At 72.1% G+C, this 25,995-nt stretch carries 25 protein-coding genes; 13 read left to right on the top strand and 12 right to left on the bottom strand.

The annotated features are described in order from the left end of the window. Nucleotides 1-75 precede the first annotated feature (75 nt). Nucleotides 76-465 carry a DoxX family protein gene (locus tag CFN78_RS03195; RefSeq protein WP_094860958.1) on the top strand — a complete coding sequence of 130 codons (390 nt, stop codon included), beginning with the start codon at nt 76-78 and terminating at the stop codon, nt 463-465. A gap of 42 nt (nt 466-507) precedes the next feature. Here CFN78_RS03195 and CFN78_RS03190 read toward each other — a convergent pair whose 3' ends face one another. The 3 genes from CFN78_RS03190 to CFN78_RS03180 all read right to left on the bottom strand — a co-directional run bounded on the left by CFN78_RS03190 (nt 508) and on the right by CFN78_RS03180 (nt 7,460). Further along, complete coding sequence (locus tag CFN78_RS03190) at nt 508-3,762, bottom strand: ATP-dependent helicase (RefSeq protein ID WP_094861119.1); 3,255 nt, start codon at nt 3,760-3,762, stop codon at nt 508-510. A 32-nt stretch (nt 3,763-3,794) separates the two neighbouring features. After that, complete coding sequence (locus CFN78_RS03185) at nt 3,795-7,010, bottom strand: ATP-dependent helicase (RefSeq protein WP_094860957.1); 3,216 nt, start codon at nt 7,008-7,010, stop codon at nt 3,795-3,797. 69 nt (nt 7,011-7,079) lie between these two features. Then, entirely contained in the window at nt 7,080-7,460 is a 381-nt protein-coding gene (locus CFN78_RS03180; RefSeq protein ID WP_094860956.1) for a VOC family protein, read from the bottom strand. A 58-nt stretch (nt 7,461-7,518) separates the two neighbouring features. Here CFN78_RS03180 and CFN78_RS03175 point away from each other — a divergent pair, with 58 nt between their 5' ends. Then, nucleotides 7,519-7,806, top strand: coding sequence for an MGMT family protein (locus CFN78_RS03175; RefSeq protein WP_094860955.1), 288 nt, complete (start codon nt 7,519-7,521; stop codon nt 7,804-7,806). A gap of 15 nt (nt 7,807-7,821) precedes the next feature. Here the strand turns inward: CFN78_RS03175 and CFN78_RS03170 are convergent, their stop codons facing one another. Together CFN78_RS03170 and CFN78_RS03165 are read right to left on the bottom strand one after the other, a co-directional pair. Further along, entirely contained in the window at nt 7,822-8,631 is an 810-nt protein-coding gene (locus CFN78_RS03170) for a uroporphyrinogen-III synthase (protein WP_094860954.1), read from the bottom strand. Nucleotides 8,632-8,699: 68 nt separating this feature from the next. Next, nucleotides 8,700-9,671 (bottom strand): helix-turn-helix transcriptional regulator, encoded by a 972-nt coding sequence (locus CFN78_RS03165; RefSeq protein WP_094860953.1) that lies wholly within the window; start codon nt 9,669-9,671, stop codon nt 8,700-8,702. 108 nt (nt 9,672-9,779) lie between these two features. Here CFN78_RS03165 and CFN78_RS03160 point away from each other — a divergent pair, with 108 nt between their 5' ends. Together CFN78_RS03160 and CFN78_RS03155 are read left to right on the top strand one after the other, a co-directional pair. Then, on the top strand, nt 9,780-10,187 hold the full coding sequence (locus CFN78_RS03160; RefSeq protein WP_094860952.1) for a DUF3224 domain-containing protein: 408 nt from the start codon (nt 9,780-9,782) through the stop codon (nt 10,185-10,187). A gap of 34 nt (nt 10,188-10,221) precedes the next feature. Continuing rightward, entirely contained in the window at nt 10,222-11,337 is a 1,116-nt protein-coding gene (locus CFN78_RS03155; RefSeq protein WP_094860951.1) for a DNA glycosylase AlkZ-like family protein, read from the top strand. Nucleotides 11,338-11,425: 88 nt separating this feature from the next. On the opposite strand, the gene CFN78_RS03150 is transcribed toward CFN78_RS03155, so the two are convergent. The 3 genes from CFN78_RS03150 to corA form a co-directional block, all read right to left on the bottom strand. Continuing rightward, the gene (locus CFN78_RS03150) at nt 11,426-12,319 is read right to left on the bottom strand and encodes a chromosome partitioning protein ParB (RefSeq protein ID WP_094860950.1); all 894 of its coding nucleotides are present in this window, start codon (nt 12,317-12,319) and stop codon (nt 11,426-11,428) included. Further along, nucleotides 12,309-12,992 carry a metallophosphoesterase family protein gene (locus CFN78_RS03145; protein ID WP_094860949.1) on the bottom strand — a complete coding sequence of 228 codons (684 nt, stop codon included), beginning with the start codon at nt 12,990-12,992 and terminating at the stop codon, nt 12,309-12,311. Before CFN78_RS03145 ends, CFN78_RS03150 begins: the two co-directional genes overlap by 11 nt. A gap of 213 nt (nt 12,993-13,205) precedes the next feature. Further along, the gene (corA, locus tag CFN78_RS03140) at nt 13,206-14,300 is read right to left on the bottom strand and encodes a magnesium/cobalt transporter CorA (protein ID WP_094860948.1); all 1,095 of its coding nucleotides are present in this window, start codon (nt 14,298-14,300) and stop codon (nt 13,206-13,208) included. A gap of 353 nt (nt 14,301-14,653) precedes the next feature. On the opposite strand from corA, the gene CFN78_RS03135 reads away from it, so the two are divergent. Both CFN78_RS03135 and CFN78_RS03130 read left to right on the top strand, forming a co-directional pair. Next, the gene (locus CFN78_RS03135) at nt 14,654-15,157 is read left to right on the top strand and encodes a MaoC family dehydratase (protein ID WP_094860947.1); all 504 of its coding nucleotides are present in this window, start codon (nt 14,654-14,656) and stop codon (nt 15,155-15,157) included. Nucleotides 15,158-15,278: 121 nt separating this feature from the next. Then, complete coding sequence (locus tag CFN78_RS03130; RefSeq protein WP_094861118.1) at nt 15,279-16,388, top strand: DUF2332 domain-containing protein; 1,110 nt, start codon at nt 15,279-15,281, stop codon at nt 16,386-16,388. Between the two features lie 38 nt (nt 16,389-16,426). On the opposite strand, the gene CFN78_RS03125 is transcribed toward CFN78_RS03130, so the two are convergent. Together CFN78_RS03125 and CFN78_RS03120 are read right to left on the bottom strand one after the other, a co-directional pair. Continuing rightward, nucleotides 16,427-16,825 (bottom strand): NUDIX hydrolase, encoded by a 399-nt coding sequence (locus tag CFN78_RS03125; protein WP_094860946.1) that lies wholly within the window; start codon nt 16,823-16,825, stop codon nt 16,427-16,429. Then, nucleotides 16,822-18,042 carry a cytochrome P450 gene (locus CFN78_RS03120; protein WP_094860945.1) on the bottom strand — a complete coding sequence of 407 codons (1,221 nt, stop codon included), beginning with the start codon at nt 18,040-18,042 and terminating at the stop codon, nt 16,822-16,824. Before CFN78_RS03120 ends, CFN78_RS03125 begins: the two co-directional genes overlap by 4 nt. A 242-nt stretch (nt 18,043-18,284) precedes the next feature. Here CFN78_RS03120 and CFN78_RS29000 point away from each other — a divergent pair, with 242 nt between their 5' ends. From CFN78_RS29000 to CFN78_RS03090, 6 genes are all read left to right on the top strand, one after another. Further along, nucleotides 18,285-18,446 (top strand): hypothetical protein, encoded by a 162-nt coding sequence (locus CFN78_RS29000; RefSeq protein ID WP_094860944.1) that lies wholly within the window; start codon nt 18,285-18,287, stop codon nt 18,444-18,446. Between the two features lie 19 nt (nt 18,447-18,465). Next, on the top strand, nt 18,466-19,026 hold the full coding sequence (locus CFN78_RS03110) for a PH domain-containing protein (protein WP_094860943.1): 561 nt from the start codon (nt 18,466-18,468) through the stop codon (nt 19,024-19,026). A gap of 51 nt (nt 19,027-19,077) precedes the next feature. Then, the gene (locus CFN78_RS03105; RefSeq protein WP_094860942.1) at nt 19,078-19,947 is read left to right on the top strand and encodes a PHP domain-containing protein; all 870 of its coding nucleotides are present in this window, start codon (nt 19,078-19,080) and stop codon (nt 19,945-19,947) included. A gap of 3 nt (nt 19,948-19,950) precedes the next feature. Further along, nucleotides 19,951-20,571 (top strand): MarC family protein, encoded by a 621-nt coding sequence (locus tag CFN78_RS03100; RefSeq protein ID WP_094860941.1) that lies wholly within the window; start codon nt 19,951-19,953, stop codon nt 20,569-20,571. A gap of 74 nt (nt 20,572-20,645) precedes the next feature. Next, nucleotides 20,646-21,530, top strand: coding sequence for a RecB family exonuclease (locus CFN78_RS03095; RefSeq protein WP_094860940.1), 885 nt, complete (start codon nt 20,646-20,648; stop codon nt 21,528-21,530). A 92-nt stretch (nt 21,531-21,622) separates the two neighbouring features. Further along, nucleotides 21,623-21,979, top strand: a complete 357-nt coding sequence (locus CFN78_RS03090; RefSeq protein ID WP_240519227.1) for a hypothetical protein — start codon at nt 21,623-21,625, stop codon at nt 21,977-21,979. Between the two features lie 19 nt (nt 21,980-21,998). On the opposite strand, the gene CFN78_RS03085 is transcribed toward CFN78_RS03090, so the two are convergent. Then, on the bottom strand, nt 21,999-22,676 hold the full coding sequence (locus CFN78_RS03085; RefSeq protein ID WP_094860938.1) for a TetR/AcrR family transcriptional regulator: 678 nt from the start codon (nt 22,674-22,676) through the stop codon (nt 21,999-22,001). 85 nt (nt 22,677-22,761) lie between these two features. Between CFN78_RS03085 and CFN78_RS03080 the strand changes: the two genes are divergently transcribed. Then, nucleotides 22,762-24,960, top strand: a complete 2,199-nt coding sequence (locus CFN78_RS03080) for an MMPL family transporter (RefSeq protein ID WP_094860937.1) — start codon at nt 22,762-22,764, stop codon at nt 24,958-24,960. Between the two features lie 278 nt (nt 24,961-25,238). Here CFN78_RS03080 and CFN78_RS03075 read toward each other — a convergent pair whose 3' ends face one another. Continuing rightward, entirely contained in the window at nt 25,239-25,883 is a 645-nt protein-coding gene (locus CFN78_RS03075) for a TetR/AcrR family transcriptional regulator (protein ID WP_094860936.1), read from the bottom strand. Nucleotides 25,884-25,995 lie beyond the last annotated feature (112 nt).

Here is a 25,995-nt window from a genome sequence, read left to right as displayed (position 1 = left end):
GGCGGCGATCCGCCCGCGCGGCAGTGCGACCAAGACCACCGCCGCCGGGGGCGTCCGGTGTGCGAAGGTGCGGTGATGGCCCAGACATCCGACGTACGTTCCCGTCGCCGCGCGCACCTGCTGGCCGGGCTGCTCGCCGGGGCGGGCATCCTGCACTTCGCCAGCCCCCGCTCGTTCGACCACATGGTGCCCAAGCAGCTCCCCGGCAGCAGGCGGCAGTGGACGCAGGCCTCCGGCGCCGCCGAGGCGGGGATCGCCGCCGCCATCGCGATCCCGCGCACGCGGCGACTGGGCGGGCTGGCCGCCGCGCTGCTGTTCGTGGCCGTCGTCCCCGGCAACGTGAAGATGGCCCTCGACTACGACCGCAAGGGCAAGCCCGTGCCGCACCGGGTGATCGCCTGGGCGCGGGTGCCCTTGCAGTGGCCGCTGATCGCCTGGGCGCTGCGGGTGCGCGACTCGGCCTGAGCCGGAACCGCCGGGGACAACGGCCGGAACACCGCCAGGCGCTCAGCCCTCGGGCACCGAGCGGAGCAGATCACGCAGGCCGTCGGCGTCGAGCAGGTCCACCGGCCGTTCGGTGTGATCGGCGCGGACGTAGTGGAACGCCGCCCGCACCTTCTCCAGCGGCGTCCCGGACAGCGCCGCCCAGGCCAGCCGGTAGGCGGCGAGCTGCACGGCCAGCGCCGGGGCGCGATCGGCGTCCGGAATGGCACCGGTCTTCCAGTCGACGACGGTCCAGCCGCCGTCGGAGTCGGCGAACACCGCGTCCATCCGGCCGCGCACGGTGACACCGTCGACGTCGGTGGAGAACGGCACCTCCACCTCGCGCGGGGTGCGCCGCGCCCAGTCGCTGCGCTCGAACGCGCGCTGGAGCGCTTCCAGCTCGACGTCCGGGGCGGCGCCGGGATCGGCGGCGCCGGGCAGGTCGTCGAGGTCGAAGAGCCGTTCGCCACCGAACCGCCGTTCCAGCCAGCCGTGGAAGGCGGTGCCGCGGCGGGCGAAGGTGTTCGGCGGCGCGGGCAGCGGGCGCCGCAGCCTGCGGGCGAGGCTCGCCGGGTCGGCGGCGAGCTCGACGAGCTGGCTCACCGAGAGATGCCCGGGCAGCGTGACCTCCTGCACCTGGGCGGCGGCGCGGGCCCGCTCCGCGAGCAGCACGTCGGTGTCGGCGATCCAGCCGTCCGGATCGGCCTCGCCGTCCTCCTCGCTCGACTCCCCCTGTTCGTCCACTGTGGACGGTGACGCGATCTCGGCGCGGACCAGTTCGGCTCCTTCCAGCACGCCGGAACGCCTGCGCCCCAGCGGATCCACCGGCCACCGGGCGGTACGGGAGTCGGCGACGAGCGGATTCTCGGCGTCCTCCTCGGGTTCCGGTTCCCAGTGCGCGACCACGCCCCCGTTGCCGGACTCGGCGATCGCCTCGCTGACCTCGACGAGGAACGGTGACGGCCCCTTCGGCTTGGCGCTGCTCTCGTTCCACCAGTGTCCTGAGGTCAGCAGGGTGCGCTCGGCGCGGGTCAGCGCGACGTAGCAGAGCCTGCGTTCCTCGTCGGCCTGCCGTTCGGCGAACGCCTTCTCGTGGGCGGACAGCGCGTCGGTGACCTCTTTGCGGTCCTCGCCGCCGGTCAGTTCGAGCGGGGGCAGGTCCTCCGCGTCCCCGCGCAGTTCCGCGGGCAGCGCGGTGACCGTCTTGAGCCACGAGGACGAACGGCGCTTGCCCGGGAAGACGTCGTTGACCAGGTGCGGCACGGCGACGACCTGCCACTCCAGGCCCTTCGCCGAGTGCACGGTCAGCACCTGCACCCGGTCCGGCACCACCTCGACCTCGCCGGGCGGCAGGCCGTCCTCGGCGTGGGTGGCGGTGGTCAGGTAGTCCAGGAAGGAGGCGAGCGTGGCCGTCGGGGCACTCTCGGCGTACTCGGTGACCACGTCGGCGAAGGCGTCCAGATGCGCCCGGCCCGCGGGCTGGGGCCGGGCCAGCGTCTCCACGTCGAGCAGCAGGGTGCGCTCCACGTCGGCGACGAGTTCCGGCAGCGACTGGTCGAGCCGCCTGCGCAGCGCCAGCAGTTCGGTGCCGAGCGTGCGGACGCGCTGGTACCCGGCGGCGGAGTAGTGGGCCGGATCGCCCGGGTCGTCGAGCGCGTCGACCAGGCCGGTCTGCTCGGCACGTTCGGCAAACAGCACCGATTCGTCCATTGTGGACTCCGTACCGGGCGGCGGTCCGGCGAGCACGGCCGCGCGGCGCCACAACGCGGCCAGGTCGGCCGCGGTGATGCGCCACCGTGCGCCGGTGAGCAGCCGGGCGGCCGCGGTGCCCGCGAGCGGATCGGCCAGCACGCGCAGGGTGCTCACCAGATCGGCGACCTCGGGCTCGTCGAGCAGCCCACCGAGGCCCACCACCTCGACGGGCAGGCCGCGCTCCCGCAGCTCCGCCGCGATCGGCGCCATGTCGGCGCGCCTGCGCACCAGCACCGCCGCCGTCGGCGGGACGCCGGTCGCGTCCACCTCGGCCAGCCACACCCCGGCGAGGGCGTCGGCGACCCAGTCCCGTTCGGCGCGGATGTCGGCCAGCAGCGCACAGCGGATGTCGCCCTCACCCGCGCCCTCGCGGGCGCGCAGGCGTTCGACGCCGAGTCCTGCCTCGCGCAGCGGTTCGGACATCGCGTTGGCCAGTGACAGCACCTCGGGCGGGTTGCGGAAACTGGTGAGCAGCCCGAAACGCCGGGCCGGGTCGCGGCGTTCGCCGGCCACGCGCGGGAAGTCGGTGGTGAACCGCGGCAGGTTGGCCGCGCTCGCCCCGCGCCAGCCGTAGATCGCCTGTGCCGGGTCGCCCACCGCGGTGACCGGCATCGACCGCCGCTCGACACCACCGAACAGGCCGCGCAGCAGGACGCGCTGCGCGTGCCCGGTGTCCTGGTACTCGTCGAGCAGTACCGCGCCGAAACGTTCCCGTTCGCCGTCGACGACCTCGGGGTGCCCCTCGGCGAGCCGGGCTGCCAGCGACATCTGGTCGGCGAAGTCGAGCGCACCCTCGCCGCGTTTACGGTCGGCGTAGGCGGCCACCAGTGGCAGCATCGCGAGCCGGAACCGTTGTGCGGCAACGACATCGGTGATAGCGGCCGGCACGGCGGTCCGCTGCCCCTTGGCCCGGGGCGCCGATTCGAGCACCCCGCACAGCCACTCCGTGTAGGAGTGCAGCCGGGCCGGGTCCAGCAGATGCTCGCCGAGTTCGCCGGCCAGTGCGAGCAGGTGGGCGGTGATCGTCGCCGGGACGAGATTGGTGTCCAGGTCGTCGTCCCATGTGGACACCACCCGGTGACCGAGCTGCCAGGCGGCGGTCTCCGACAGCAGCCGCGCGCCGGGCTGTACCGGCAGCCGCAGGCCGTGTTCGGCGAGCAACCTGCCCGCATAGGCGTGGTAGGTGAGCACCGTGGGCTCCCCGGCCAGCACGGCGGCGCGCCGGGTGCCGCCCGGGTCGATCCGGTCGAGCAGACCGGACCCGGCGAGCCTGCGCAGCCGCGCCCGCACCCGCTCGCCGAGCTGGCGGGACGCCTTGCGGGTGAAGGTCAGGCCCAATACCCGTTCGGGGGTGACGATGCCGTTGGCCACCAGCCAGACGACGCGCGCGGCCATCGTCTCGGTCTTGCCCGCCCCGGCACCGGCGACGACCAGCGTCGGCTCCACCGGCGCGGCGATCACCTCGGCCTGTTCCGGCGTCGGCGAGTGCAGGCCGAGGGCGTGCGCGATCTCGGCCGGGCCGACCATCGCCCGCCCGCAGTCCGCCGGGTCGCCCGCGCTCACGGTCCGGTCACCTGCCTGCCCTCCGGGCGCAGCGGGCACGATCCGCGTGCCGGGCAGCGGTCGCAGTCGGGTGTCTCGCTGGCCTGGTAGCCCGGCCCGGCGGTGGCGCCCGCCGCCTCGCGCACCAGTTCCAGCCAGCGGGGCCCGCTCTCCTCGTCGAGCGCGGGCTGGGTGCGCTGGGTGGCGCCGTCCTTGTTGTGCGACTTGGCGACGTAGACCAGTTTCGCCCCGCCGGGCGTGGCGCCCTCCGCGCCGAAGGCACCGAACGCGAGCGCGAGCTGGTAGGCGGCGAGCTGCGGGTGGACCTCGGCGTCCCCGGCACTGACCGGGGTCTTGCTGGTCTTGATGTCGATGATCACCAGGCGGCCCTGGCCGTCCTTCTCCAGCCGGTCGACCCGGCCGCGCAGACGGACGGTCGGCCTGCCCTCCTCGGCGGGCAACTCGATCTCCAGCCCCTCCTCGACGCCGAGCTGGGTCAGCTCCGCCCGACTGGCCCGCAGCCAGTCCAGGAAGTTCTGCAGCATCTGCTCGACCCGGGTGCGTTCCCTGCGGGAGAACCAGGGCGCCCCGGCGTCCACCTTCGTCCACGCGCTGTCCAGTGCCTCGCGCAGTTCAGCGGCGTCGGCCCCGGTCGCGGCGGCCTGCGCGAGCGCGTGCACCAGCGTCCCGGTGACCGCGGCGAGCTGGGCCGGATCGCTGCCCCCGTGGCGTTCGATCAGCCAGCGCAGCGGGCAACGGGTCAGAGTATCCACAGTGGACGGTGAAACGCTGACGGTGTCGCCCTCGCCGAACAGCGGCTCGGTACTGCTCGCCTCGGCCAGGCCGTACCAGGTGTCGGGGTGCGCGCCCGGCACGCCGGCCGTGGCGAGCCGGGCGAGCTGCCGGGCGGCGAGCCGCCGCCTGCCGGGTTCCGCCGCCGGGTCGCACACCACCGTCCGCATCTCGCCGACCAGTTCGGCCAGGACCAGCGACCGGCCCTCGCCGCGTACCCGCACCTCGGTGAGCGCGGCGTCCTCCCCGTCGTCGACCTCCTCGACGAAACGGGAGGGCTGCTCGTCCTCGCCGCGCACGGTGCTCACCAGCAGCAGCCGCCGGGCCCGGCCCGCGGCAAGGTAGAACAGCCGCCGCTCCTCGGCCAGCACCGGCGCCGTGGCTGAGATCCCAGCACCGTCCACACCGGACAGCAGGTCGACCAGCTTCTCCACGCCCAGCAGTGATCCGCGCAGCCGCAGGTCCGGCCAGCTCCCCTCCTGCGCGCCGGCGACGGCCACCACCGTCCACTCCCGGCCGACCGAGCCGTGCGCGGTGGCCAGCGTGACGCCCTCGCCGCGCATGGCCACCGGGGCGAGGGTGCTGCCGGCGAAATGCTGGGAAGCCAGGTAACCGGCGAACCCGCCGACACTGGCGCCGGGCAACATGTCGACGTACTGGCCGGCCGCGTGGAACAGGCCGACCACGGCGTCCAGGTCGCGATCGGCCTGCGCGGCAAGGGAACCGCCCCGCGAGGCGCGCCGCAGCAGCAGCCGCTCCAGCCCGCTCGCCTGCCACAACTCCCACAGCACCTGCTCCACGCCCGCGCCGCGACCCACGGCGGCGCGAGCTGCCGCCAGCAGACCGCCGACCCGGCGTACCGGCTGTGCCTCGGCGTCGGCCAGCCCGGCCAGCACGTCGTTGCCGTTCAGCGCCTCCACCAGCAGGTGATCGCTGGAGCGTTCCCCGCCCGCGGCGAGTTCCAGCCTGCGCAACCCGCGGCGGAGCCTGCGCAGGGCCAGCGGATCCGCCCCGCCCAGCGGGGAGGCGAGCAGCGCCTCGGCGACGTCGGCGTCGAGCAGGTGCGGCTCGGCCGCCACCCGCAGGGCCGTGAGCAGCGGCCGCACCCCGGGCTGGCGGGCCAGCGGCAGCTCGTCGGTGGCGGCGGCGATCGGCACCCCGGCGGCCCGGAGCGCGCGCTGCAGCACCGGGAACGACCGGGTCGGCGAGCGGACCAGCACCGCCATCTCCGACCACGGCACCTCGTCGACCAGGTGCGCGCGGCGGAGCTGGTCGGCCAGCCAGCTCGCCTCGGCGGCGGGCGTCGGCCAGGAGCGCACCCGGACCGCTCCCTGGTCACCGTCCGGCCCCGGATCGGCCGGCCGGAGAACGCGATGGCGTACCGAGCCGGACAGGTGCGCGGCCACCCGCGTCACCGCCTCGTGCACCGCGGGGGCGAGCCGGTGGCCACGGGTCAGCATCACCGTCCGGTCGCCGTCCGGGTCGCAGTCGGCGAGCAGCGAGGGATCGGCGCCACGGAAGGAGAACACCGCCTGGTCCGGGTCTCCGGCGAGGACGAACTCCTCGGCCGCCGTGCCCAGTCGCCGCAGCAGCGCGAACTGCAGTGGGTCGAGGTGTTGCGCGTCGTCGACGAACAGGTGCCGGACGCGGGTGTGCTCCCGGGCGAGCAGGTCCGGGTCGGAGTCGAGCGCGAGCAGCGCCGCGGCGACGAGTTCGGCCGCGTCGAGCGCCGGGGCGCCAGGCATCGCCATCGCGTTGCCGCCCGCGCCCTGCAGCACGGTCACCTCCTCGTACTGCTTCCAGAAGGTGCCCGCCGCGACCCACTCCACGCGTGAGCGCCGCCGGCCCAGCTCGATCAGGTCCTCCGGCCCCAGCCCGCGTTCGGCGGCGCGCAGCAGCAGGTCGCGCAACTCCTCGGCGAACCCGGACACCGACAGCGCCGGGCGCAGCCGTTCCGGCCAGTCCGCCGCCCCGTCCGCCAGGTCACCCGCCAGCAGTTCGCGCACCAGCACGTCCTGCTCGGCCCCGGCCAGCAGCCGCGGTGGCGGCGCGCCGTTGGCTGCGGCCTGCAACCGGAGCACGGCGAAGGCGTACGAGTGGACGGTGCGCACCACCGGCTCGCGGATGGTGTGCCCGCGGTGACCTGGTTCGGCGGTGAGCCTGCGGGTGACGTCGGCGCGCAGCGCGTCGGCCGCGCGGCGGGAACCGGTGAGCACCAGCAGCCGTTCCGGGTCGGCCCGGTCGTGCCCGATCCGGCGAGCCGCCGCCTCGGCAAGCAGGGTGGTCTTGCCGGTGCCCGGCCCGCCGAGCACGCGGAGGAAACCGCCGTGCCCGTCCAGCACCCGGCGCGCGTCCTCGCCCCACTCGCCGGGTACGACCGGCCCGGCGGTGTGGCGCACGAGACGCGCGGCAAGCTGCCCCGTCGTCCTGCGCCCGCTCATGACAGCGATGGAATCATGCGTCACCGACACGGTGCCGGGCAGGCACGCGCGCCCGTCCGGGGGAGCGGATCATCCCGGCAGGTCGTTGGCCGTGGGATGCAGCGGCTGGTACAGCCCGATGGTGCCCGCGCCCGGTACCCGCAGAGCCGTCATCCGGCCGAAACCCTGGTCGGTCACCGGCTCGACGAACTCGACGCCCTTGGCCGAGAGTTCGTCGACGGTCGCGGCGAGGTCGTCGCACATCAGGTACAGCTCGTGCCCGCCGCTGATCGGCACGTCCGGGAGCTGCGGGTTGCGGCTCGGATGCACACCGAGTTCGGCGGGCGGCAGCTTGAAGATCAGCCAGCCGTCGTGAGCGTCCACATGAGACAGACCGAGGACGTCGCGGAAGAACGCGCGGGTCCGCTCCGGCTGCTCCGCGTAGAGGATCGCGTGCGTTCCGGTGATCATGCGGCACCTCCCTTTCCTTGCGCTCACAGTAACCCGGCCGGTACGGCACACTGAGACGGTGGACGAGGAACTGCACGAGCGGGTACGCGAAGTGGTGGCCGCGGTCCCCCCGGGGAAGGTCGCCACCTACGGCGACATCGCCGCGCTGGCGGGCGCGCCCTCGCCGCGGATGATCGGCCGGATCCTCAACGAGGACGGTGCCGACATCCCGTGGCACCGGGTCCTGCGGGCGAACGGCACCCCGGCCCCGCACATCGCCCGCGAGCAGCTCGCCCGGCTACGCGCCGAGGGGGTGCTCGCCGAGGGCGAGCGCGTCCGGCTGCGCGAGCACCGCTGGCGGCCGTGACTGACCGGGGCTCGCTCAGGACGTGCCCAGTTCGGTGACCAGCAGTTTCACCAGTGCACCGAGTCGTTGCCGGTCGGGCAGCAGCGTCGGCACGCCCAGTTCGGCCAGCGGCGCCGCGGTGACCGGGCCGACGCAGGCGCAGGCGACGTCCGAGCACAGCGCCCGCAGCAGCGCGTCCAGCCGCCCGCCCTCGCGAGCGAGGCTGAGCAGGTTGGCGCAGGCGGGCGCGCTGGTGAACGCCAGCGCCCGCACCCGGCCGTCCAGCGTGGCCTCGATCAGCCGGTGGGCGGGCGCGAGGTCGTCCGGCCACTGCCAGCGGTAGGGCAGCACCTCGATCAGCTCCGCCCCGGCGGCACGCAGCGGCGTGGTGTGTTCGGGCAGCGGGCCGCCGTGGAGCTGCACCGCCACCCGCCGTCCGGCGAGTTCGTACTCGGCGAGCTGGGCGAAGAGTTCCGCGTTCGACTCCCCCGGCGCCGACCACCGCTCGGTCAGGCCACGACCGCGCACGGCACCGACCGCCTTGGGGCCGCGGGTCAGGATCCGGGCGCGGCCGAGCGTGTCCAGCAGGTCGCCCTCCAAACCCCACCCCTGCGCCGCGTCCAGCCAGCCGCGGAACCCGGCGCCGGTGGTGACCGCCAGGTCGTCGACGCCATCGGCCAGCACCCGTTCGGTGGCGGCGCGGAGTTCGGCGTCGCCGGGCAGCGGGACGATCCGGATGGTCGGGGCGTGGTGGACGGTCGCACCGTGCCGTTCCAGCGCCGCGATGAACTCCTCCGCACGCCGCTGGGCGGTGACGCCGATGCCGACACCGTCGAGTGCGCCCATGCCGCCCTCCCCTCCCGTGATCGCCTCGGGTGAACCCCCGCGTCGGTGAACATACGTCGTGCCGGGCGTCAGCCGTAGCGCGCGGCCAGCCGCCTGCCCTCGTCGGCGACCTGCTCGCGCAGCTCGGCCGGGGCGAGCACCTCCAGTTCCGCGCCGAAGCGCAGCAGGTCGCCGATCGCGCCGGAGTGCGCCTCCACCGGCAGCTCGACGCGCAGCCACCCGTCGGAGTCCGGCACGCTACCGGCGGCCGCGTCGAGCGCCCGCTCCCCGGCAACACCGAGCCGCAGCGGCAGCACCGCCCTGGCGTGCGGTGACATCCGGACGATCGCGGTGCGGGTGTACATGCGCTCGGCGAACCGTTCGGCCCACGCGTTCCAGAAGGCGGCCAGGTCGAAGCCGGACGGACGCTCGAACCGCTCGCCGGTGCGTTCGTGCCGGACGATCCGCGACACCCGGTAGGTGCGCACGGCGTCCTCGCAACGGGCGGCGAGATACCAGGTGCCCGCCTTCAGCACCAGGCCCAGCGGATCGAGCTCCCGGTGTACCTCGTCCCCGCCCCAGCGGACGTAGTCCACCGCCACCACCCGGTTCGCCCAGACGGCCTCGGCCAGCTCGGCCAGGTGCGGCAGGCTCTCCACGTCGCGATGCCAGCCGGGTACGTCGAGCAGGAACCGTTCGGCGACCTGGCCTGCCCGGTCCCGCAGCTCCCCCGGCAGCGCCGCGTACAGCTTGAGCTGCGCGGCCGCCAGCACCGTGCCCAACCCCAGTTCCGCGGCCGCCACCGGCAGCCCGGCCAGCGGCAGCGAGCGCGCCTCCTGCTCGGTCAGCCCGGTCAGCCTGGTGCGGTAGCCGTCGACGAGCCGGTAGCCCCCGGTGCGCCCGCGCTCGGCGTAGACCGGCACGCCCGCGGCGGAGAGGGCGTCGATGTCGCGGTAGACCGTGCGGACCGAGATCTCCAGCTCCGCCGCCAGCTCGTCCGCCGTCATCCGGCCGCGGTTCTGCAGCAGCAACAGCACCGTCAGCAGCCTGCTCGCACGCATTCGCCGAGTATCGCCGAAAAACCTGACACTCGCTGTCAGGTAGCCGCGAGAGGCTGACCGGGCGACCGAGCGAACGCGGACGGCGGCACGGAGACGAGGAGTGAGCGGATGAGCGGGAACACCTTCACGATGCGGAGCTGGGAAGAAGAGGTCGTCGACGGCCCCGATGGCGGACCACGGATCGCCCACGTGCACGCCACGCTTGCCTACTCCGGCGTGATCGAGGGAACCTCGCGGTGCGACTACCTGCTCTATTACGGCGGTGACGGGCACGACGGCGGCGGCACCACCTCACCCGGGCTGGAGCGGATCGAGGGCACGGTCGACGGCAGGCGGGGCTCCTTCGTGATCCGGCACGAGGTCGGGTTCGACCTGGCCGGCGTCGCCGGTACCTGGACCGTGGTCGCCGGTTCCGGTACCGGCCGGCTGGCCGGGCTCTCCGGCAGCGGGACGCTGGGCGGTGCGTTCGGCGAGGAGTCCGTCGGCTACACCTTCGACCACCGGTTCGGCTCGTGAGGGCACGACGAGCGACGGCGGAGAGGGAGGCACCGTGCTGACGGTCGATCGCGCGCAGGTACTCGCCCACCGGATCGCCGCGCAGGGACTGCACCGGACCGAGACCGATCCGCACCGGCTGGCCGTGCTCGACCTCGGCGTCCAGGACAACCAGCGGGACTCGGCCGCGCTGGCGCTCGCGGCCCGGTGCTCGGGCGAGGTGACCGGGGCCGCGCTCGACGCCGATCCACGGTTCACCCTGTCCTGGACCCATCGCGGCGCGCCGCACGTCCACCGCACCGCGGACATGCCCGGACTGCCCGCCGCCCTGCTGCCGCTGTCCGAGGCCGACGCGCAGGCCCGGATGGGCTGGCAGCGCGGACGGGTCGCCGAGGCGGGGATGCCCGCGGCGCGGGCCCTGCTGGAGGCGGCGCGGGCGTTGCGCACGGTGGTCACCGCACCGATGACGAAGGGCGCCGTCAGCACCGAGATGACCCGGTCGGTACCGGCCGGACTCGCGGCCTGGTGCCGCCCCTGCGGGGCGATCCACGTGCACGAGCAGCTCATGCGGCTGGCGGGGATCCACGCCGGGGTCCGGCTCGAACCCGGCGTCACCCCGGCGGTCCTGGCACCGCTGGCCGGCCGGGGCCGGGTGCGCTCCACCCCGGCCCCGGCGGCGGCCACCGCCGTGGTGCGGGCCTACCTGGCGCTGCACGGCCCGGCGGCACGCGGCGACGCGGCCGGCTTCGTCGGAACAGCGGCGGGTGCGGCGGCACCGATGTGGCCGGAGGGGCTGGTCGAGGTGCGGGCCGCCGGGCGGCGGACGTTCATCGCGCCGGAACACCTCGCGGCGCTGGAGAACCCGCCGGAACCCGGCCTGGTGCGGCTGCTCCCGCCGCTCGACCCGTTCCTGCAGGCCCGCGACCGGGAGACGCTGCTCCCGGAGAAGGCGCACCGGGCGGAGGTGTGGCGCATCCTCGGCAATCCCGGTGCCCTGCTCGTCGACGGGGAGATCGCCGGAACCTGGCGGGCCAAGGCGTCGGGTACCCGGCTGGACATCACGATCAGTCCACTGTGGACGCTGGCGCGCACCGTCCGGTCCCGCGTCGAGGAGGAGGCCGGGCGGGTGTCCGCAGCCCGGGGCTACGCCCGGCACACGGTCACCGGCTGACCCCGGCGGACGGCGACGCGGTCGCGAACGGAACAGCGGCGTCATCACCAGGGGTGGCGGCCCTGCCGGTCCGGCCCGGTCGCGACGCTCAGGCGAGGCCGCGCGGGCCCTCCAGGCTGTCGTCCAGGTCGGTGGGGGCGCGCCGTTCCCTGGCCCGCACGGCGGCGATCACCTCGTCGTCCCAGCGATGGGTCCGGATCAGCCGGTACCGCTCGCCCGCGACCCACAGGTACGCCTCGCCCTCGGTGCGCGCACCGATCAGCTCCGCCTGCCGCAGCATCCGCACCACCGGCTCGTACTCGTCGGAGTACCAGCGCGCCGCGATGGTCGCCCGGTCGGAGAACACGCCCTCGTCCTGCATCAGCCGGAAACCCCAGGCCTCGACGTGCTCGCCCAGCGCCGCGTACGACTCGGCGTCGCTCAGCACGATCGACGCCCGCGCCTGTCCGGTCAGCGGCACGCGGTCGAGGAACAGCCTGCGGTAGTCCTTGACGATCAGGTCGCCGCGGTAGCGGATCCCGCCCGGGTCGAGCTTGGTCCGCACCTCGGTGACGTAGGCGTCTATTGTGGACAGTCCCTGGGCGTGTGCCACGGAGACGCGGTGGTGGCCGTCGGCGATGAAGTGCAGGCCACCGATCCGGTAGACCTCGATCGGCGGGATGTTCTCGCCCCGGCGCGAGGCCAGCGCCAGTCGTTCCCAGCGCTCGCGCACCCGGCCCGAGGTCGGACGGAACCGGCGGTCGAAATCCCGGCCCCGGTCCACACTGCCCACAATGGAATCGAGCTTGATCACTCGCAGCCCGATTCGCCGTTCCCCCTGCCTCCCAAGGGCTTCCACGACCTCGTCGTAGGGCAGCATGATGTTGACGTCGTCGGGTTCGCCGCGCAGCCAGTTCGCCAGCCTGGACAGCACCTGACGCCGGCGGGCACGCAGGAAGTCGTGCTCGGCGTCCGCTCGGGGGAAACCGGTCTCACGTGCCATCGTGCGCCTCCGCCGGGGTGTGCTCGCCCAGTTCCATGATCTGCCGCCCGACCACGTTGCGCACCCGGGTCCGCCCCAGCCGGAGTTCGGGCAACTGCTCGCCGTAGGGGTGGATGTGCCCGTGCAGCAACCATTCCGGACGCAGCCGCCGCACCGTCGCGTGCAGGCAGTCGAAACCCTGGTGCGGTGGATCGTCCCGGTCGCCGACACCGCGCGGCGGCGAGTGCGTGAGCAGAACGTCCACTCCCCTGCCGTCCCGCCGGTGCCTGCGCAGCACCGAACGGGCCAGCCTGCGTGCCCGGCGCGCCTGCTGCGCCTGCGTCCACTGGTTCGGCCCCTCGTTGTAGCGGATCGACCCGCCGAGTCCCGCGATCCGCAGACCGGCGACGTCCACCACCCGGCCGTCGGCGTTGATCCCGCCGTCCGGTCCCGGCCAGCGGGCCGGGAAACCACCGCGCATGAACAGCCCGCCGTGCCGGGTGAAACCGGTCAGGTCGGCGTCGTGGTTGCCCGGCACGAACACCAGCGGCCGGTCCAGCGTCCCGGCGATGAACGCCAGGTAGTCGAAGGGCAGGTCACCGGCGGCGAGCACGAGGTCGACCTCGTGGCAGCGGACGGCGTCGGTCCACAGCCGCTCGTCCACCTCGTCGGCGACCACCAGAGCCCGGGGCATCGGCCCAGGGTACGTCGAAGGTCCCGCCCCCGGCCGGTCAACGGAGGGCGGGACGCGGGGTCAGTTCCCGGCGGCGAAGCCGGGGTTCCCGGCGATCAGCGCGGTGACGGTGACGATCCAGACCAGTGCGATCGCGAGGCCCCAGAACTTGAGGTTGGTCAGCAGACGCGGCATGGCGGGTACTCCTGTCGGTATCGAACGCGGAAGACGTGGTCAGAGCCAGTGGTTCTTCCGGAATATTCGGTACAGCAGCAGGCAGATGCCGAGGATCACCGTGACCACGGCCGGGTAGCCGAACCGCCAGTGCAGCTCCGGCATGTAGTCGAAGTTCATGCCGTAGATCCCGGCCAGCGCGGTCGGCACGGCGATGATCGCCGCCCAGGCGGTGATCTTGCGCATGTCGGTGTTCTGCTGCAGCGTGATCTTCGCCAGCGTCGCGTCCACCAGGGTGGTCAGCAGTTCGTCGAAGTTCACCACCCGCTCGGACACCGTGGTGAGGTGGTCGTCGACGTCGCGGAAGTAGGAGCGCACCTCGTCCGGGACCAGCCGGGTGTAGCCCTCGGCCAGCCGCTTCAACGGCGTCGCCAGCGGCATCACCGCACGGCGCAGCTCCAGCACCTCGCGCTTCATGAAGTAGATCTGCTCGGCGCTGACCCGCGAGTGCGGGGCGAACACCTCGGTCTCCATCTCGTCGATGTCGCCCTCGATGGAGTCGGTGACGTCGAGGTAGTGGTCGACCACGTGGTCGGTGATCGCGTGCAGCACGGCCGCGGGCCCGTTCCTCAGCCGTTCCGGATCCTCGTCCAGCTCGCGGCGCAGCCGGGCCAGACCGGAGTGGTTGCCGTGCCGGACGGTGACGATGAAGTCGGTGCCCAGGAAGGACATCAGCTCACCGGTCTCGACGATCTCGTTCGCCGTGGTCGGTGATTCGTGCTCCACGTACCGCACGGTCTTGAGCACCATGAACAGCGTGTCGTCGTAGCGCTCCAGCTTCGGCCGCTGGTGCGCGTGCACCGCGTCCTCCACGGCCAGCTCGTGCAGGCCGAAGGTGTCCGAGACGCCCTGGATCTGCTCGGAGTCCGGCTCGTGCAGGCCGATCCAGACGAAGCCCTCGCCACGGCGGCGCACCTCGTCGATCGCCTCCGCGTGCGTCCACCGGCCGGACAGGCGTTCACCCTGGACGTACACGGCGCAGTCGACGACGTAGGCGGGAGGGGACACGGGAGCGCGCACCGCGAGGGTCTGCCTGGCGGCACGGTTGCCGCCTGCGCGGCCGCGGAAGCCGCCGAGCGAGGGGATTGCGGGCATCGGGTTCTCCTGGCGTACGTCACGGACGATGACGACGGGCCGGGCGGTGCGGGCACCGCGCGGCGCTGCACCAGCGTTCCCGGTACGGGACGCGCGGGGCTACCAGGAAGAGGCGGTGCCTGCCGACGCGGTGGGAACGCTGGCCCACGTACTGAGCGGACTGTCTCCGTTACTCATGGACGTTCCTCACCTCCTTCGGCCGTTCGATCCGCCTGGCCGGCCGGGCGGATCCGCCTGGCCGGGGGGAGTGTCGATGCTCGCGTTGACGCGCCGACGCCCGGCCGCGATGGTACTCCTCGACACCACAGACGTCCGTCGCAGGTTCGCCCTGCGTCACGCGAGGAGGGCCGATCGTGCAGTTCGGGCGGTACTACGAGGAGTTCGAGGTCGGCGCGGTCTACAAGCACTGGCCGGGCAAGACGGTCACCGAGTACGACGACCACCTGTTCTGCCTGCTGACGATGAACCACCACCCGCTGCACCTGGACGCGCACTACGCGGGCGAGACCACGGACTTCGGCAAGAACGTCGTCGTCGGCAACTACGTCTACTCGCTGCTGCTGGGCATGTCCGTCCCGGACGTCTCCGGCAAGGCGATCGCGAACCTGGAGGTCGAGTCCCTGCGGCACGTCAAGCCGACGTTCCACGGCGACACGATCTACGGCGAGACCGAGGTGCTGGACAAGACGCCGTCGAAGTCGAAGGACGACCGGGGCGTGGTGTACGTCGAGACGCGCGGCTACAAACAGGACGGGCTGATCGTGTGCACCTTCCGCAGGAAGGTGATGGTGCCGAAGCGTTCGTACGGCGACGTCCGCGGCGGGGAGCAGCCCGGCCGTCCGGAACCGCACGAGTGAACAGTGGCGGAGGCCTCCCCGCCGGGCCGCCCACCCGGTGGCACGCTGGGGCACGGTGCCGCCGGCGGGGAACTCCCCGACGAGTTCCCCTTGCCGGACCGAACGGGTGATCGGAGTACAGGTGACGCTTTCGCTGGACGAGGTCAAGAGCCGACTGGCGGTGTTCGCCGAGCGGGAGGCCCACGGTGTATCGCCGCTGTACGAGCACCTGGCCACCGAGGCGGCCCAGGACGACGAGGTCGCCGGACTGCTCGTGGCGGCCGCTCCGGACGATGCCCGCCCCACGCTGCTGCTCGCCGCGGCGCACCGGCTCATCGCCGCCGACCCGATCCACCCGCTGTCGCGCTACTACCCCTCGCTCGGCGGCTTCGACGGCGCCGACGGTGACACCTGGCCGCTGTTCCGCGAGTTCCTGCTCGACCGCGCCGACCGCGCCAGGGAACTGATCGCGAGCCGGTACACGCAGACGAACGAGGTGCGCCGCGCCGCGCTGCTCTACCCCGGCGTCTCACTGGCCGCCAAGGAGGCGAAGGGCAAGATCGCGCTGCTCGAAGTCGGCTGCAGCGCAGGCCTGCTGCTCGGCATCGACCGCTTCTCCTACCGCTACCAGTGCGACGGCGGGGAGCAGCTCAGCGCCGGACCGGCGAAGGCGGCCGTCGGCCTGCACTGCCCGATGGGCCTCGAACCCGGTGCGGTGGCACCGAAACTGCCGAAGAAGCTGAACGTCGGCGCCAAGATCGGCCTCGACCGCAACCCGATCGACGCCGGCGACGAGGAAGAGCTGGCCTGGCTGGAGGCGTGCGTGTGGGCGGACCAGCCGGACCGGATCCGGCTGCTCCGCGCGGCGGCGGCCGACCAGCGCAAGGCCCCGCCCGAACTGGTCACCGGCGACGCCGTGGACGATCTCGCCTCGACCGCCGCCCGCCTGCCCGGCGACCTGCCGCTGGTGGTGATGACCAGCCACACGCTCGCCTACCTCTCCGACGACCGGCGGGCCGAGTTCGTCGACCGGCTGACGGCGCTCTCCGCCGACCGTCCACTGTGGTGGGTGACCATCGGCTCCTACGCCGCCGGGCTGCGCTACGTGCTGCCCGACCGCACGGACCTGGCCACCCCGGACGGCGAGCAGATCGGGCTGCTCGGCGTGATCCGCTTCGACGGCGGCACCCACCGGGCGACCCCGCTCGCCCGTACCGCCCCGCACGGACAGCGGATGACCTGGCTGGCCTGACCGGCCAGGTCGACAGGCCACGGCGACCACGGCGGGTGTCAGCCTCGCGGGAGCACGTCCCACCCGGCCAGGGTCTCGGTCAGCAGCGGCACCAGTTCGCCCGCCTCGTCGAGTGCGGCGAAACCGGCGGCGTCCACCCAGCGGGCGTCCGCCGCGTCGTCGCCGGGCGTGAGCGTGCCTCCGGTGAGTGCACAGGCGTAGTCGAATATCTCGTACTTCCCGCGCAGCACCGTGCCGACGAACGCACCGGCGCGCACGGTCAGCCCGGTCTCCTCGGCCACCTCCCGGACGACGGCCGCGGCGTCGCTCTCACCGTCCTCCACCCGTCCGCCGGGCACCGACCACAGACCGGCGGACGGGGCGTGCCCGCGCCGGATCAGCAGCAGCCTGCCCCCGGTGTCGTGCACGAGGCCGCCGACACAGCGGACGGTGCTCACACCGAGACGGGCAGCGTCGACGGGCCGCGCAGGTTCATCCGCCCGTTCCACACCACTTCACCGTCGAGCGCCATGCCCGGGAACCGGTGCACCAGCCTGCCGAACGCGACCCTGCCCTCCAGCCGGGCGAGCGCGGCCCCGAGGCAGTGGTGCGGCCCGCCGCCGAAGGACAGGTGCTGACGTGCGTTCGGCCGTTCCAGCCGCAACTCGCCCGCGTCCTCGCCCCAGAACTCCGGATCGCGGTTGGCACTGGCCAGACCCGCCATCACGTAGGCGCCGCGCGGGATCGTGGTGCCCGCGACCTCGTACGGCTCCAGCGTGACGCGCCGGGTGTGCTGTACCGGGCTGTCGAAGCGCAGCAGTTCCTCGACGGCGTTGCCGGTCAGATCCGGCTGCTCCCGCAGCAGCGCGTGCTGCTCCGGGTTGCGCATCAGGGCGAGCGAGCCGTTGGCGATCAGGTTCACCGTCGTCTCGTGCCCGGCGACGTAGAGCAGGACGACCTGGGAGACCAGTTCGGTGTCGGTGAGCGTGTCGCCGTCCTCCTCGGCGGCGATCAGGCCGGTGAGCAAATCGTCGCCGGGATTGCCGCGTTTCCAGGCGACGATGTCCTCGATGAACCCGGCCAGCTCCACGTCCGCCTCGACGACCTGCTTGAGCAGCACCGGGTCGTCGATCGGTTCGAGGGCCTTGACCACCAGGCCGGCCAGCTCGCGGACGTAGGCGTGGTCGTGCGGCGGCATGCCGAGCATCCGGGAGATCACCGTGAACGGCAGCGGCAGCGCCAGCGCCTCCACCAGGTCCACGCTGCCCGCCTCGGCCATCGCGTCCAGTGCCTCGTCGACCAGCTCGTCGACCTGTGGCTCCAGCGCCTCGATCGAGCGGGGGGTGAAGGCCTTCGACACCAGCTTGCGCAGCCGGGTGTGGTCCGGCGGGTCCTTGTCCAGCATCGACTGGCCGCCGTTGCGCCGATCGTCCATGCCCGCCTCGGTGGCCATCCGCCGCATGTCGCCGCCGTCGATGTTGCGCGCCTCCACGGACTGCTGCGACCGCAGGAAGGCGAACACGTCCTCGCGCCGGCTCAGCATCCAGAAGCCAAGTGGATGCTCGTAGACAGGGGCTCTGACCTGCAGTTCCCGGTAGACCGGGTAGGGGTTCTCGGCGAACTCGGGGGCGAAGGGATCGAACACGAACGTCTCGTCCGCTGCCGTGCCGGTCATGGCCACCTCCTGCTGCGTCGGGCACCTCGCGCGTCCGGTGCCACCCACGTCTGGCACCCAACTGTGCACCAAAAACACCGAACTCGCAGTCACCGACAGTGACCACTGTCTGCTGTTCGTGCTGATTACTGCCCCAAGCGCGGGACTTTCCTCCCGTAACGCTGCGCGATGCGGTACAACTTTATTGGCTATCCTTGCCGTAGCGACCGACTGCGGCCGACCAGAGGACGGGATTGATCGTTGTGAACGCCAAGAAGCTCCTCACGTTTGCGGGGATCGCGTTGGTGCTTTTCTTCGTGATCTCGCAGCCGCAGAATTCCGCGGGCATGGTCGGGACCATCGTGGACTTCCTGCGCGACGCCGCCGAGTCCGTGATCACGTTCGTCAGCGGCGTGTTCAACTAGCCGGGGCTACGCTTCGTTCATGTTCGCGCCTCGGGATCCCGACGAATACCTGCTGGATACCGAGCGGCGGGTCATCCGCGTCCGGCGGCACTGGGCCTCACTGCTGTGGGACAGCTTCGAGGCCGTCGCGCTGATCGTCGTCTGCGTACTGGTGTCCTACCTGCTGCCGCCGTCGATGTACGTGGTGCAGAACATCCTCTGGTACGTCGCCCTGCTGGTGGTGCTGCGCTTCTCCTACCACGTCATGGAGTGGTGGGTGGAACGCCTGGTGGTCACCGACAAGCGGTTCATCATGACCACCGGCGTGTGGACGACCAAGGTGCTGATGATGCCGATCAGCAAGGTCACCGACCTCACCTACCAGCGCACCTTCTGGGGCCGGATGCTCGGCTACGGCACGATGGTCGTCGAGTCCGCGGGCCAGATCCAGGCGCTGAACAACATCGACTACCTGCCTCGGCCGGAGGACTTCTACGACACGATCTCCGAACTGGTGTTCGGCGACAAGCAGAAGCAGGCCGAGCGTTTCTCGATGATCAAGGCGCAACGCGCCGCCCGCGGCAAGCGGATGGTCGGCTGAGCTCACACTCGCCACCCCGCGAGCACACCCCGGCATCCGGCCCGATGGACAATGACCGGCGTGCGCATCGACCTGCATACCCATTCGGCCGTCTCGGACGGCACGGACAGCCCAGCCGAGCTGGTCGCGACGGCCGCGCGGGCGGGTCTGGACGTCGTCGCCCTCACCGACCACGACACCACCGCGGGCTGGGACGAGGCCGCCGCCGCTCTGCCGCCGGGACTGACGCTGGTCTCCGGCGCGGAACTGTCCTGCGTGTCCTCCACGGGAACCGGTTTCGGCATCAGCGTGCACCTGCTGGCGTACCTGTTCGACCCGGAGTCACCCGCGATCGTCGCCGAGCAGACCCGCCTGCGGGCCGAGCGGCGCGCCAGACTGCACGCCATGGCCGGGCGGATGGCCGCCGACGGGCTCCCGGTCGACGCCGACGAACTGCTCGCCTCGCTGCCCGCCGACTCTCCCGCGGGACGGCCGCACCTGGCCCAGGCGCTGATGCGGGCCGGGCTGGTGAACAGCGTCGACGAGGCGTTCGCGCGCTTCCTCGGCAACGGCAGCGGCTACTACGTCGGCCGCGCCGACACGCCCGTGGAGACCGCGATCGAGATGATCGCCGAGGCCGGTGGCGTCACCGTGCTGGCGCATCCGTTCGCCAGGTCGCGGGGGCGCACCGTCACCCCGGAGGTGATCGGCTCGCTCGCCGGGCACGGCCTCGGCGGGCTGGAGGTGGACCATCCCGACCACGACGCGACGACCAGGGAGACGGTGGCCGGGCTGGCGCGGGAACTCGGCCTGCTGCGTACCGGGTCCAGCGACTACCACGGCACCAACAAGACGATCGGCATCGGAGCGGAGACCACGGACCCGGAACAGTTCGAGGCGCTCGTGGCCCGCGCCCGCGGCACCGCGCTCGTGCGGGGCTGAGCGATGGCCCAGTACTTCGACGTCACGCTGTTCATGGAGGCCACGATCACGCTCATCGTGATCATGGATCCGCCCGGCACCGTGCCGGTGTTCCTGAGTCTCACCGGTCGCAAGGCACCCGCCGCGAGGGCACGGGCCGCGCGGCAGGCGGTGCTGGTGTCGCTGCTGGTGATCTCGCTGTTCGCGATCGCGGGCCAGGCGATCCTGTCGTATCTGGGCATCGGCATCCCGGCGTTGCAGGGTGCGGGCGGGCTGCTGCTCCTGCTGATCGCGCTCGACCTGCTGACCGGGAAGGGCACGTCCAGCCCGGAGGCCGCCGAGGACGTCAACGTCGCGCTGGTACCGCTCGGCACCCCGCTGCTCGCCGGTCCCGGTGCCATCGCGGCGACCATCGTGTTCGTCCGGGGCGCGGAGGGGCACGTCGGCGCGTACGTGGCGCTGGGCGCGTCGATCGTCACCGTGCACCTGGTGCTGTGGGCCTGCATGCGGTTCTCCGGGCTGCTGATCAAGGTGATCCGGGAAAGCGGGATCACCCTGCTTGCGAAGGTCGCGGGTCTGCTGCTGGCGGCGATCGCGGTGCAGCTCGTCGCCGACTCGGTGAAGGGTTTCATCGGTGGGGCGTGACGCTGTGTGTCCGACTGGCACCCGTCGGGTGAGCGGGGGCGGCTGCGTAGTCTCCGTGGTGTGGGTGTGAACGCATGTCGCAGCTAGGTTTCGATTTCGGCGTCGAGCCGCGGAGGCTGACGAAGGTGACGCCGGCGCGGCTGGCCACCTTCGCGGACTGTCCGCGCCGCTACCGGATGGCCTATGTGGACCGGCCGACTCCGCAGCGCACCGGTGCCTGGGCGCACAGCACGCTCGGTGCCGTCGTGCACAACGCGCTGCGTGCACTGTTCGAACTGCCCGCCGAGCGCCGTACCTCGGAACGGGGCGCCGCGCTGGTCACCGAGCAGTGGAACGACGCCGGTTTCCTGGACGGGCTGCAGGCGATCCGGTACCGCGCGCTGGCCCGCGAATGGGTGGCGAACTACGTCGACCGTGCCGATGTGTCCGCGCGGGCGGTGGGCCTGGAACGCTGGGTGTCCGCCAGCGTCAGCGGCAGTACCGGTGGGCGGGAGAACCCGACGATGATCGTCGAGGGGCGAGCCGACCGGATCGACGAGCGCGACGGCGAACTGGTGATCGTCGACTACAAGACCGGGCGCAGGACGCCGGACGCGGACGAGGCCCGGGATGCGCGCGCGCTCGCCATGTACGCCGTCGCGGCGGAACGCACCTTGCGCGCGCCGTGCCGCCGGGTCGAGTTGCACCATGTGCCCAGCGGGACGGTGGCCGTCGCCGAGCACACGACGGAGAGCCTGCGCGACCATCTGTCCAGGGCGGAGACGATCGCCGAGTGTGCCCGCGAGGCGACCGAGACGGTCGAGTCCGGCGGTGACGCGGACGAGGCGTTCCCCGCGCGGCCCGCGGCGCGGTGCGCGTCCTGCGACTTCCGGCCTAGCTGTGTGGACGGCCAGGCGGCGTCGGCCTCGTTGCGTTCGTGGGATCTGCTCACCCCGCTCGGCGAAGACGGTGCGGGGTGAGGGCAGGCGACGACGGGCCACTAGGGTCTGGGCCGCGAATCCGGGCCGGCGCGGCCGAGGGCGAGCGCAGGCCCCGACACCATGGAGAGCGAGTGCACGGACCGAGGATGATGGAGCGCGAACCGGTACGAGGGCAGGACCGCCCGGCCGAGGAGTACGCCACGGTCGCGTCCCGCCCGCCTGCCCGCTGGTGGCGAGGGCTGACCGGCACTCTCGCCGCCGGCCTGGCGGTGCTCGCGCTGATCGTCGTCGGGGTGCAGATTTTCGCGTTCGCCAACGATGCTCCCGGCGCGGAGGTGCTGTTCATCGGTGGCCACGTGGTCGCCGGTGTGGCGGCGCTCGTCGCGCAGCGTCTGGCGGACCGCAGGCGCGGCCTGGTGGCCGGTCTGGCGGGAACGTTCGTCGGACTGCTCACCGCCGCCGTGCTCTGGTTCTTCTGGTTCGCCTGACGCGGTGGACCCGGCCGGGTCAGCCGCGGGATTCCGCCGCCACCACCACTTCGATGTCGCCCGGCAGGTCGTTGTCACCGAGGCCGCGTGCCACCTGCAGGAGCAGTTGCAGCAGCGCTTCTTGCCGCATGTCGGCCGGCATCTCCCGCAGCGGCCCGTCGAGGATCAGCATCACCAGGCCGTGGATCGCCGACCAGACGGTCACGTCGGCGAAAGCGCGGTTGCGCGCGGGGATGTAGCCCGCCTCGGCGAGCTCGTCGAGCTGTGCGGTCAGCCTGGTGAACGGGTCCGGCTGGTCTTTCGGCCGGTCGCCGGGCGTGAAACCGCCGCGGGCGCACGCGGTTCGGAAGAGGCCGGGCTTGGCGAGCGCGAAGTCGACGTAGCCGCAGCCGAGCGCGGCCAGGTTGCCGAGTGCGCGTTCCACCCGGTCGCCGCTCTCCCCGCGCGCTCGCAGCCGGTCGGTCATGCTCGCGCCGAGCTGCACCATCGCCCGGTCCTTGACGGCCTCCAGTAGCTGATCGAGTCCGGCGAAATGCCGGTACGCCGCGGTCGGGGTGACGCCGACGTCGCGGGCCGCCGCACGCACGCTGACGGCCTGGGGGCCGCCCGTGACGGCCTGCTCCTCGGCGGCGTCCAGCAGCGCGTTGCGCAGGTCGCCGTGGTGATAGGAGCCGCGTGGCGACGCTGAGGAAGTCATGGGGCAGATGTTGACACCCGCAAACATCGGTGACAAGTTAACGCCCGACAAGTTAACGCCTGCCCACATTTCCTTGGAGGGGAGCATGTTCGGTCGCATCGGTCTCTTCGCCGTACGGCACGCCCGGGTGGTTCTGGCCGGGACCCTGCTCGCGCTGATCGTCGCGGGGGTGCTCGGTGTCAGCGTGTTCGGGCAGCTCCGGCCGGAGGGGTTCACCGATCCCGCAGCGGAATCCAGCCGTGCCACGGAACTCCTCGACGCGGAGTTCGGCGGGCAGAGCGACCTGGTCGTGCTGGTCGACGCGGGTGGCGGAACGGTCGACGATCTCGCCGTCAGTGCCGCGGGCGCCCGGCTCGGCGAGGAGCTGGCCACCGACCCGGCGTTGTCCAGGGTCACGTCGTACTTCGCGACCGCGGCTCCACCGCTGCGCTCGGACGACGGGCGGTACGCGCTCATCGTCGCGCACGTGAAGGGTGACGAGTCGGCGCAGGGGCAGGCGGTGGAGGCACTCGCCGAACGGCATACGGGCGACCGCGGGCCGATCCGGGTGACGCTCGGCGGGACGGCGGCGGTCGTCCCCGACGTGGGTTCGCAGATCGCGGAGGACCTGGTCGTCGCCGAGGCGATCGCCGTACCGATCACGGCGATCCTGCTGGTGGTCGCGTTCGGCAGCCTCGTCGCCGCACTGATGCCGCTGGCGATCGGTGCGATCGCGATCCTCGGCACGTTTGCGGAACTGTCCGTTCTCGGGTCGGTCACCGACGTGTCGGTGTACGCGATAAACCTGACGACCGCGCTCGGGCTGGCGCTGGCGATCGACTACGCGCTGCTGATGGTGAGCCGGTTCCGGGAGGAACTGTCGCGGGACCCGGACACCGGCGCGGCCGTGGTGCGCACGGTGGAGACGGCGGGGCGGACCATCGTGTTCAGCGCGGCGACGGTCGCGGTTGCGCTCGCCGTGCTGTTGTTGTTCCCGCTGTACTTCCTGCGTTCGTTCGCCTACGCCGGAATCGGCGTGATCGCGATCGCCATGGTCAGCGCGTTACTGGTGCTGCCCGCGCTGCTGACGGTGCTGGGGCCGCGTATCAACGCGGGCCGGATGCCGTGGGCGACGAGCGATCCGGCGACGGTCTCGGCGTTCTGGGGCAGGCTCGCGCGGGTCACCATGCGGAGGCCGCTGCGCATGGCGGCACCGGTGATCGCGTTGCTGGTACTGGCCGCGACGCCGCTGCTGAACGTGGAGTTCGGCAGTCCGGACGATCGCGTGCTGCCCGGCACAGCCGGCACCCGTGTGGTCGGTGAAGCGCTGCGCGGTCACTTTCCCGCGAACACCACGAATGCGATCCAGGTGGTGAACACGGGCGATGCCGCACCGGACGAGGTGGCGGACTACGCCAGGAGGCTGTCGGCGCTGCCCGGGGTGGCCGGTGTCAGTTCGAGCGCGGGCGGATTCGCGGCCGGCCGGTCGGCCGGTACCACCCCGGCGGACGCCGCGCTCGCCCGTCCGGGCGCCCAGCAGTTCACCGTGGTCACCGCCGCGGAGGCGCGATCCGGCGAGGCGCAGGACGTGGTGCCGGCGGTCCGTGACACCGCCGCGCCGGCGGGCACGACGTCGATGGTCGGTGGCCCGGCCGCGGAACTGGTGGACAGCAAGGAAACCGTCGGCAGCAGGCTGCCGCTGGCGATCGCGTTGATCATGCTGACGACATTCGCGCTCCTGTTCCTGTTCACCGGAAGCGTGCTGCAACCCCTGCGAGCCTTGGTGTTCAACGTTCTCGGCCTGTCGGCCACACTCGGCATGATGGTGCCGATGTTCCAGCAGGGATGGCTTTCCGAGATTCTCGGTTTCACACCGCTGCCACTCGACATGAACATGCTGGTGCTGCTGTTCTGTATCGCGTTCGGGTTATCGATGGACTACGAGGTCTTCGTCATCAGCCGGATCAAGGAATACCACGAACTCGGGGCGCCGCTGGACAGTTCGGTTACGGACGGTCTTTCGCACACCGGTCGCATCGTGAGCACGGCGGCCGCACTGCTGGCCGTCAGCTTCTTCGCGTTCGCTACAAGTGGGGTCAGCATGGTCCAGCTCTTCGGTATCGGCACCGGGTTGGCGATCCTCATCGACGCGACGTTGATCCGCGGGATCCTCGTACCCGCCGGCATGCGGCTGATGGGGAGGTTCGCCTGGTGGGCTCCCGGTCCGCTGCGCAGGCTGCACGATCGGATCGGTGTGCGCGAAGCGTCGCCGCCACGGACGCGGGACGACCGCGTTTCGGTGTGATCGCGTCACCGCACCGGCCATCGCGGCCGGCGTTCGTGGGCTTGTTCCGTGCGGGCGGCGGCGAAATGTACGCGTGGCTGGCGATGCGCCTCGAGGTCACGCCTCGCCTTGACGCGACTCCGCACCATTGACCGAGAACCACATCGAGGCTGGGCCCTTTCCTGCCACACAAAGAAACATGGCTTGAGCGAGGCCCCGCGAACACCCTCGGGCCGACCGCCTCGATTGCTTGAGCAGCCGCTCCTCTGGCGGCGGGACTCGGTCGCGGTCGGCGACGATCATCTGTCCGTGTACGCCCCTGGTCCCGTTGCGGCGTACCGGGCGGTGGTGGTGCGGACGGCCTCGTCGACCACCTGAGCGACACGTTCGGTGCTCACCTCCCAGCCCGGCACGAGGAGGGTCGGCCAGAAGACGTAGTTGGAGATCATGCCCAGGAACTGGGTGGCGGCGAGGTCCACGTCTTCGACCCGCACTGTTCCCGCCTCGTGCTCCGCCAGGAGGTAGCCGCGTACGGACTCGAAGTACGGCATCTTCCCGTGCGAGAACTGCGCATGGGCCAACTCTGGGAACCTCGGCAGTTCGGCGATGACGATCCGGAACAGGTCGGTCATCTGGGGCCGGCTCAACAGCTCGCCGTAACGGCGACCGATCGCGCTGAGCCCGTCGACGACGTTGCCTGCCGGCGGAGGATCCTCCTCGTCACCGGTTGACCAGGACTCGGTGACGATCGCGTCGAACAGGGCAGCCTTGCTCGGGAACTGCTTGAACAAGGTGGCCCGCGAGACGCCCGAGTTCTCCGCGATCCGCGCCAGCGACGTCCCGTCGTAACCCAACTCGAGGAAAAGTGCGGTCGCGGCCGTCACGATCATCGCGCGCTTCTCCTGGGCGACGCGCTGGTGGTACGTCGGTACGACCTTGCTCATGGACCCAGCATACGAGGTGAGTGGCTTGACTCACCACTGTCGTCGACCTAGCATGCGAGGTGAGCCACTCGGCTCACCACTGGCCGGCCGCTCACTGCCGACGAATCCGGTC

The organism is Amycolatopsis antarctica, assembly GCF_002262875.1.
Classification (GTDB): domain Bacteria; phylum Actinomycetota; class Actinomycetes; order Mycobacteriales; family Pseudonocardiaceae; genus Amycolatopsis; species Amycolatopsis antarctica.
Note: the sequence above shows the minus strand (reverse complement) of the source record. Positions and strands in the feature narration are given on the sequence as shown.

Coding starts and splice junctions, on each gene's coding strand:
- CFN78_RS03075 (WP_094860936.1), bottom strand. CDS start 25,883: ATGAGCAAGGTCGTACCGACGTACCACCAGCGCGTCGCCCAGGAGAAG.
- CFN78_RS03170 (WP_094860954.1), bottom strand. CDS start 8,631: ATGGGCGCACTCGACGGTGTCGGCATCGGCGTCACCGCCCAGCGGCGT.
- CFN78_RS03105 (WP_094860942.1), top strand. CDS start 19,078: ATGACCGGCGTGCGCATCGACCTGCATACCCATTCGGCCGTCTCGGAC.
- CFN78_RS03190 (WP_094861119.1), bottom strand. CDS start 3,762: ATGGTCGGCCCGGCCGAGATCGCGCACGCCCTCGGCCTGCACTCGCCG.
- CFN78_RS03195 (WP_094860958.1), top strand. CDS start 76: ATGGCCCAGACATCCGACGTACGTTCCCGTCGCCGCGCGCACCTGCTG.
- corA (WP_094860948.1), bottom strand. CDS start 14,300: ATGCCCGCAATCCCCTCGCTCGGCGGCTTCCGCGGCCGCGCAGGCGGC.
- CFN78_RS03160 (WP_094860952.1), top strand. CDS start 9,780: ATGAGCGGGAACACCTTCACGATGCGGAGCTGGGAAGAAGAGGTCGTC.
- CFN78_RS03185 (WP_094860957.1), bottom strand. CDS start 7,010: ATGAGCGGGCGCAGGACGACGGGGCAGCTTGCCGCGCGTCTCGTGCGC.
- CFN78_RS03100 (WP_094860941.1), top strand. CDS start 19,951: ATGGCCCAGTACTTCGACGTCACGCTGTTCATGGAGGCCACGATCACG.
- CFN78_RS03095 (WP_094860940.1), top strand. CDS start 20,646: ATGTCGCAGCTAGGTTTCGATTTCGGCGTCGAGCCGCGGAGGCTGACG.
- CFN78_RS03085 (WP_094860938.1), bottom strand. CDS start 22,676: ATGACTTCCTCAGCGTCGCCACGCGGCTCCTATCACCACGGCGACCTG.
- CFN78_RS03150 (WP_094860950.1), bottom strand. CDS start 12,319: ATGGCACGTGAGACCGGTTTCCCCCGAGCGGACGCCGAGCACGACTTC.
- CFN78_RS03080 (WP_094860937.1), top strand. CDS start 22,762: ATGTTCGGTCGCATCGGTCTCTTCGCCGTACGGCACGCCCGGGTGGTT.
- CFN78_RS03180 (WP_094860956.1), bottom strand. CDS start 7,460: ATGATCACCGGAACGCACGCGATCCTCTACGCGGAGCAGCCGGAGCGG.
- CFN78_RS03165 (WP_094860953.1), bottom strand. CDS start 9,671: ATGCGTGCGAGCAGGCTGCTGACGGTGCTGTTGCTGCTGCAGAACCGC.
- CFN78_RS03145 (WP_094860949.1), bottom strand. CDS start 12,992: ATGCCCCGGGCTCTGGTGGTCGCCGACGAGGTGGACGAGCGGCTGTGG.
- CFN78_RS03110 (WP_094860943.1), top strand. CDS start 18,466: ATGTTCGCGCCTCGGGATCCCGACGAATACCTGCTGGATACCGAGCGG.
- CFN78_RS03120 (WP_094860945.1), bottom strand. CDS start 18,042: ATGACCGGCACGGCAGCGGACGAGACGTTCGTGTTCGATCCCTTCGCC.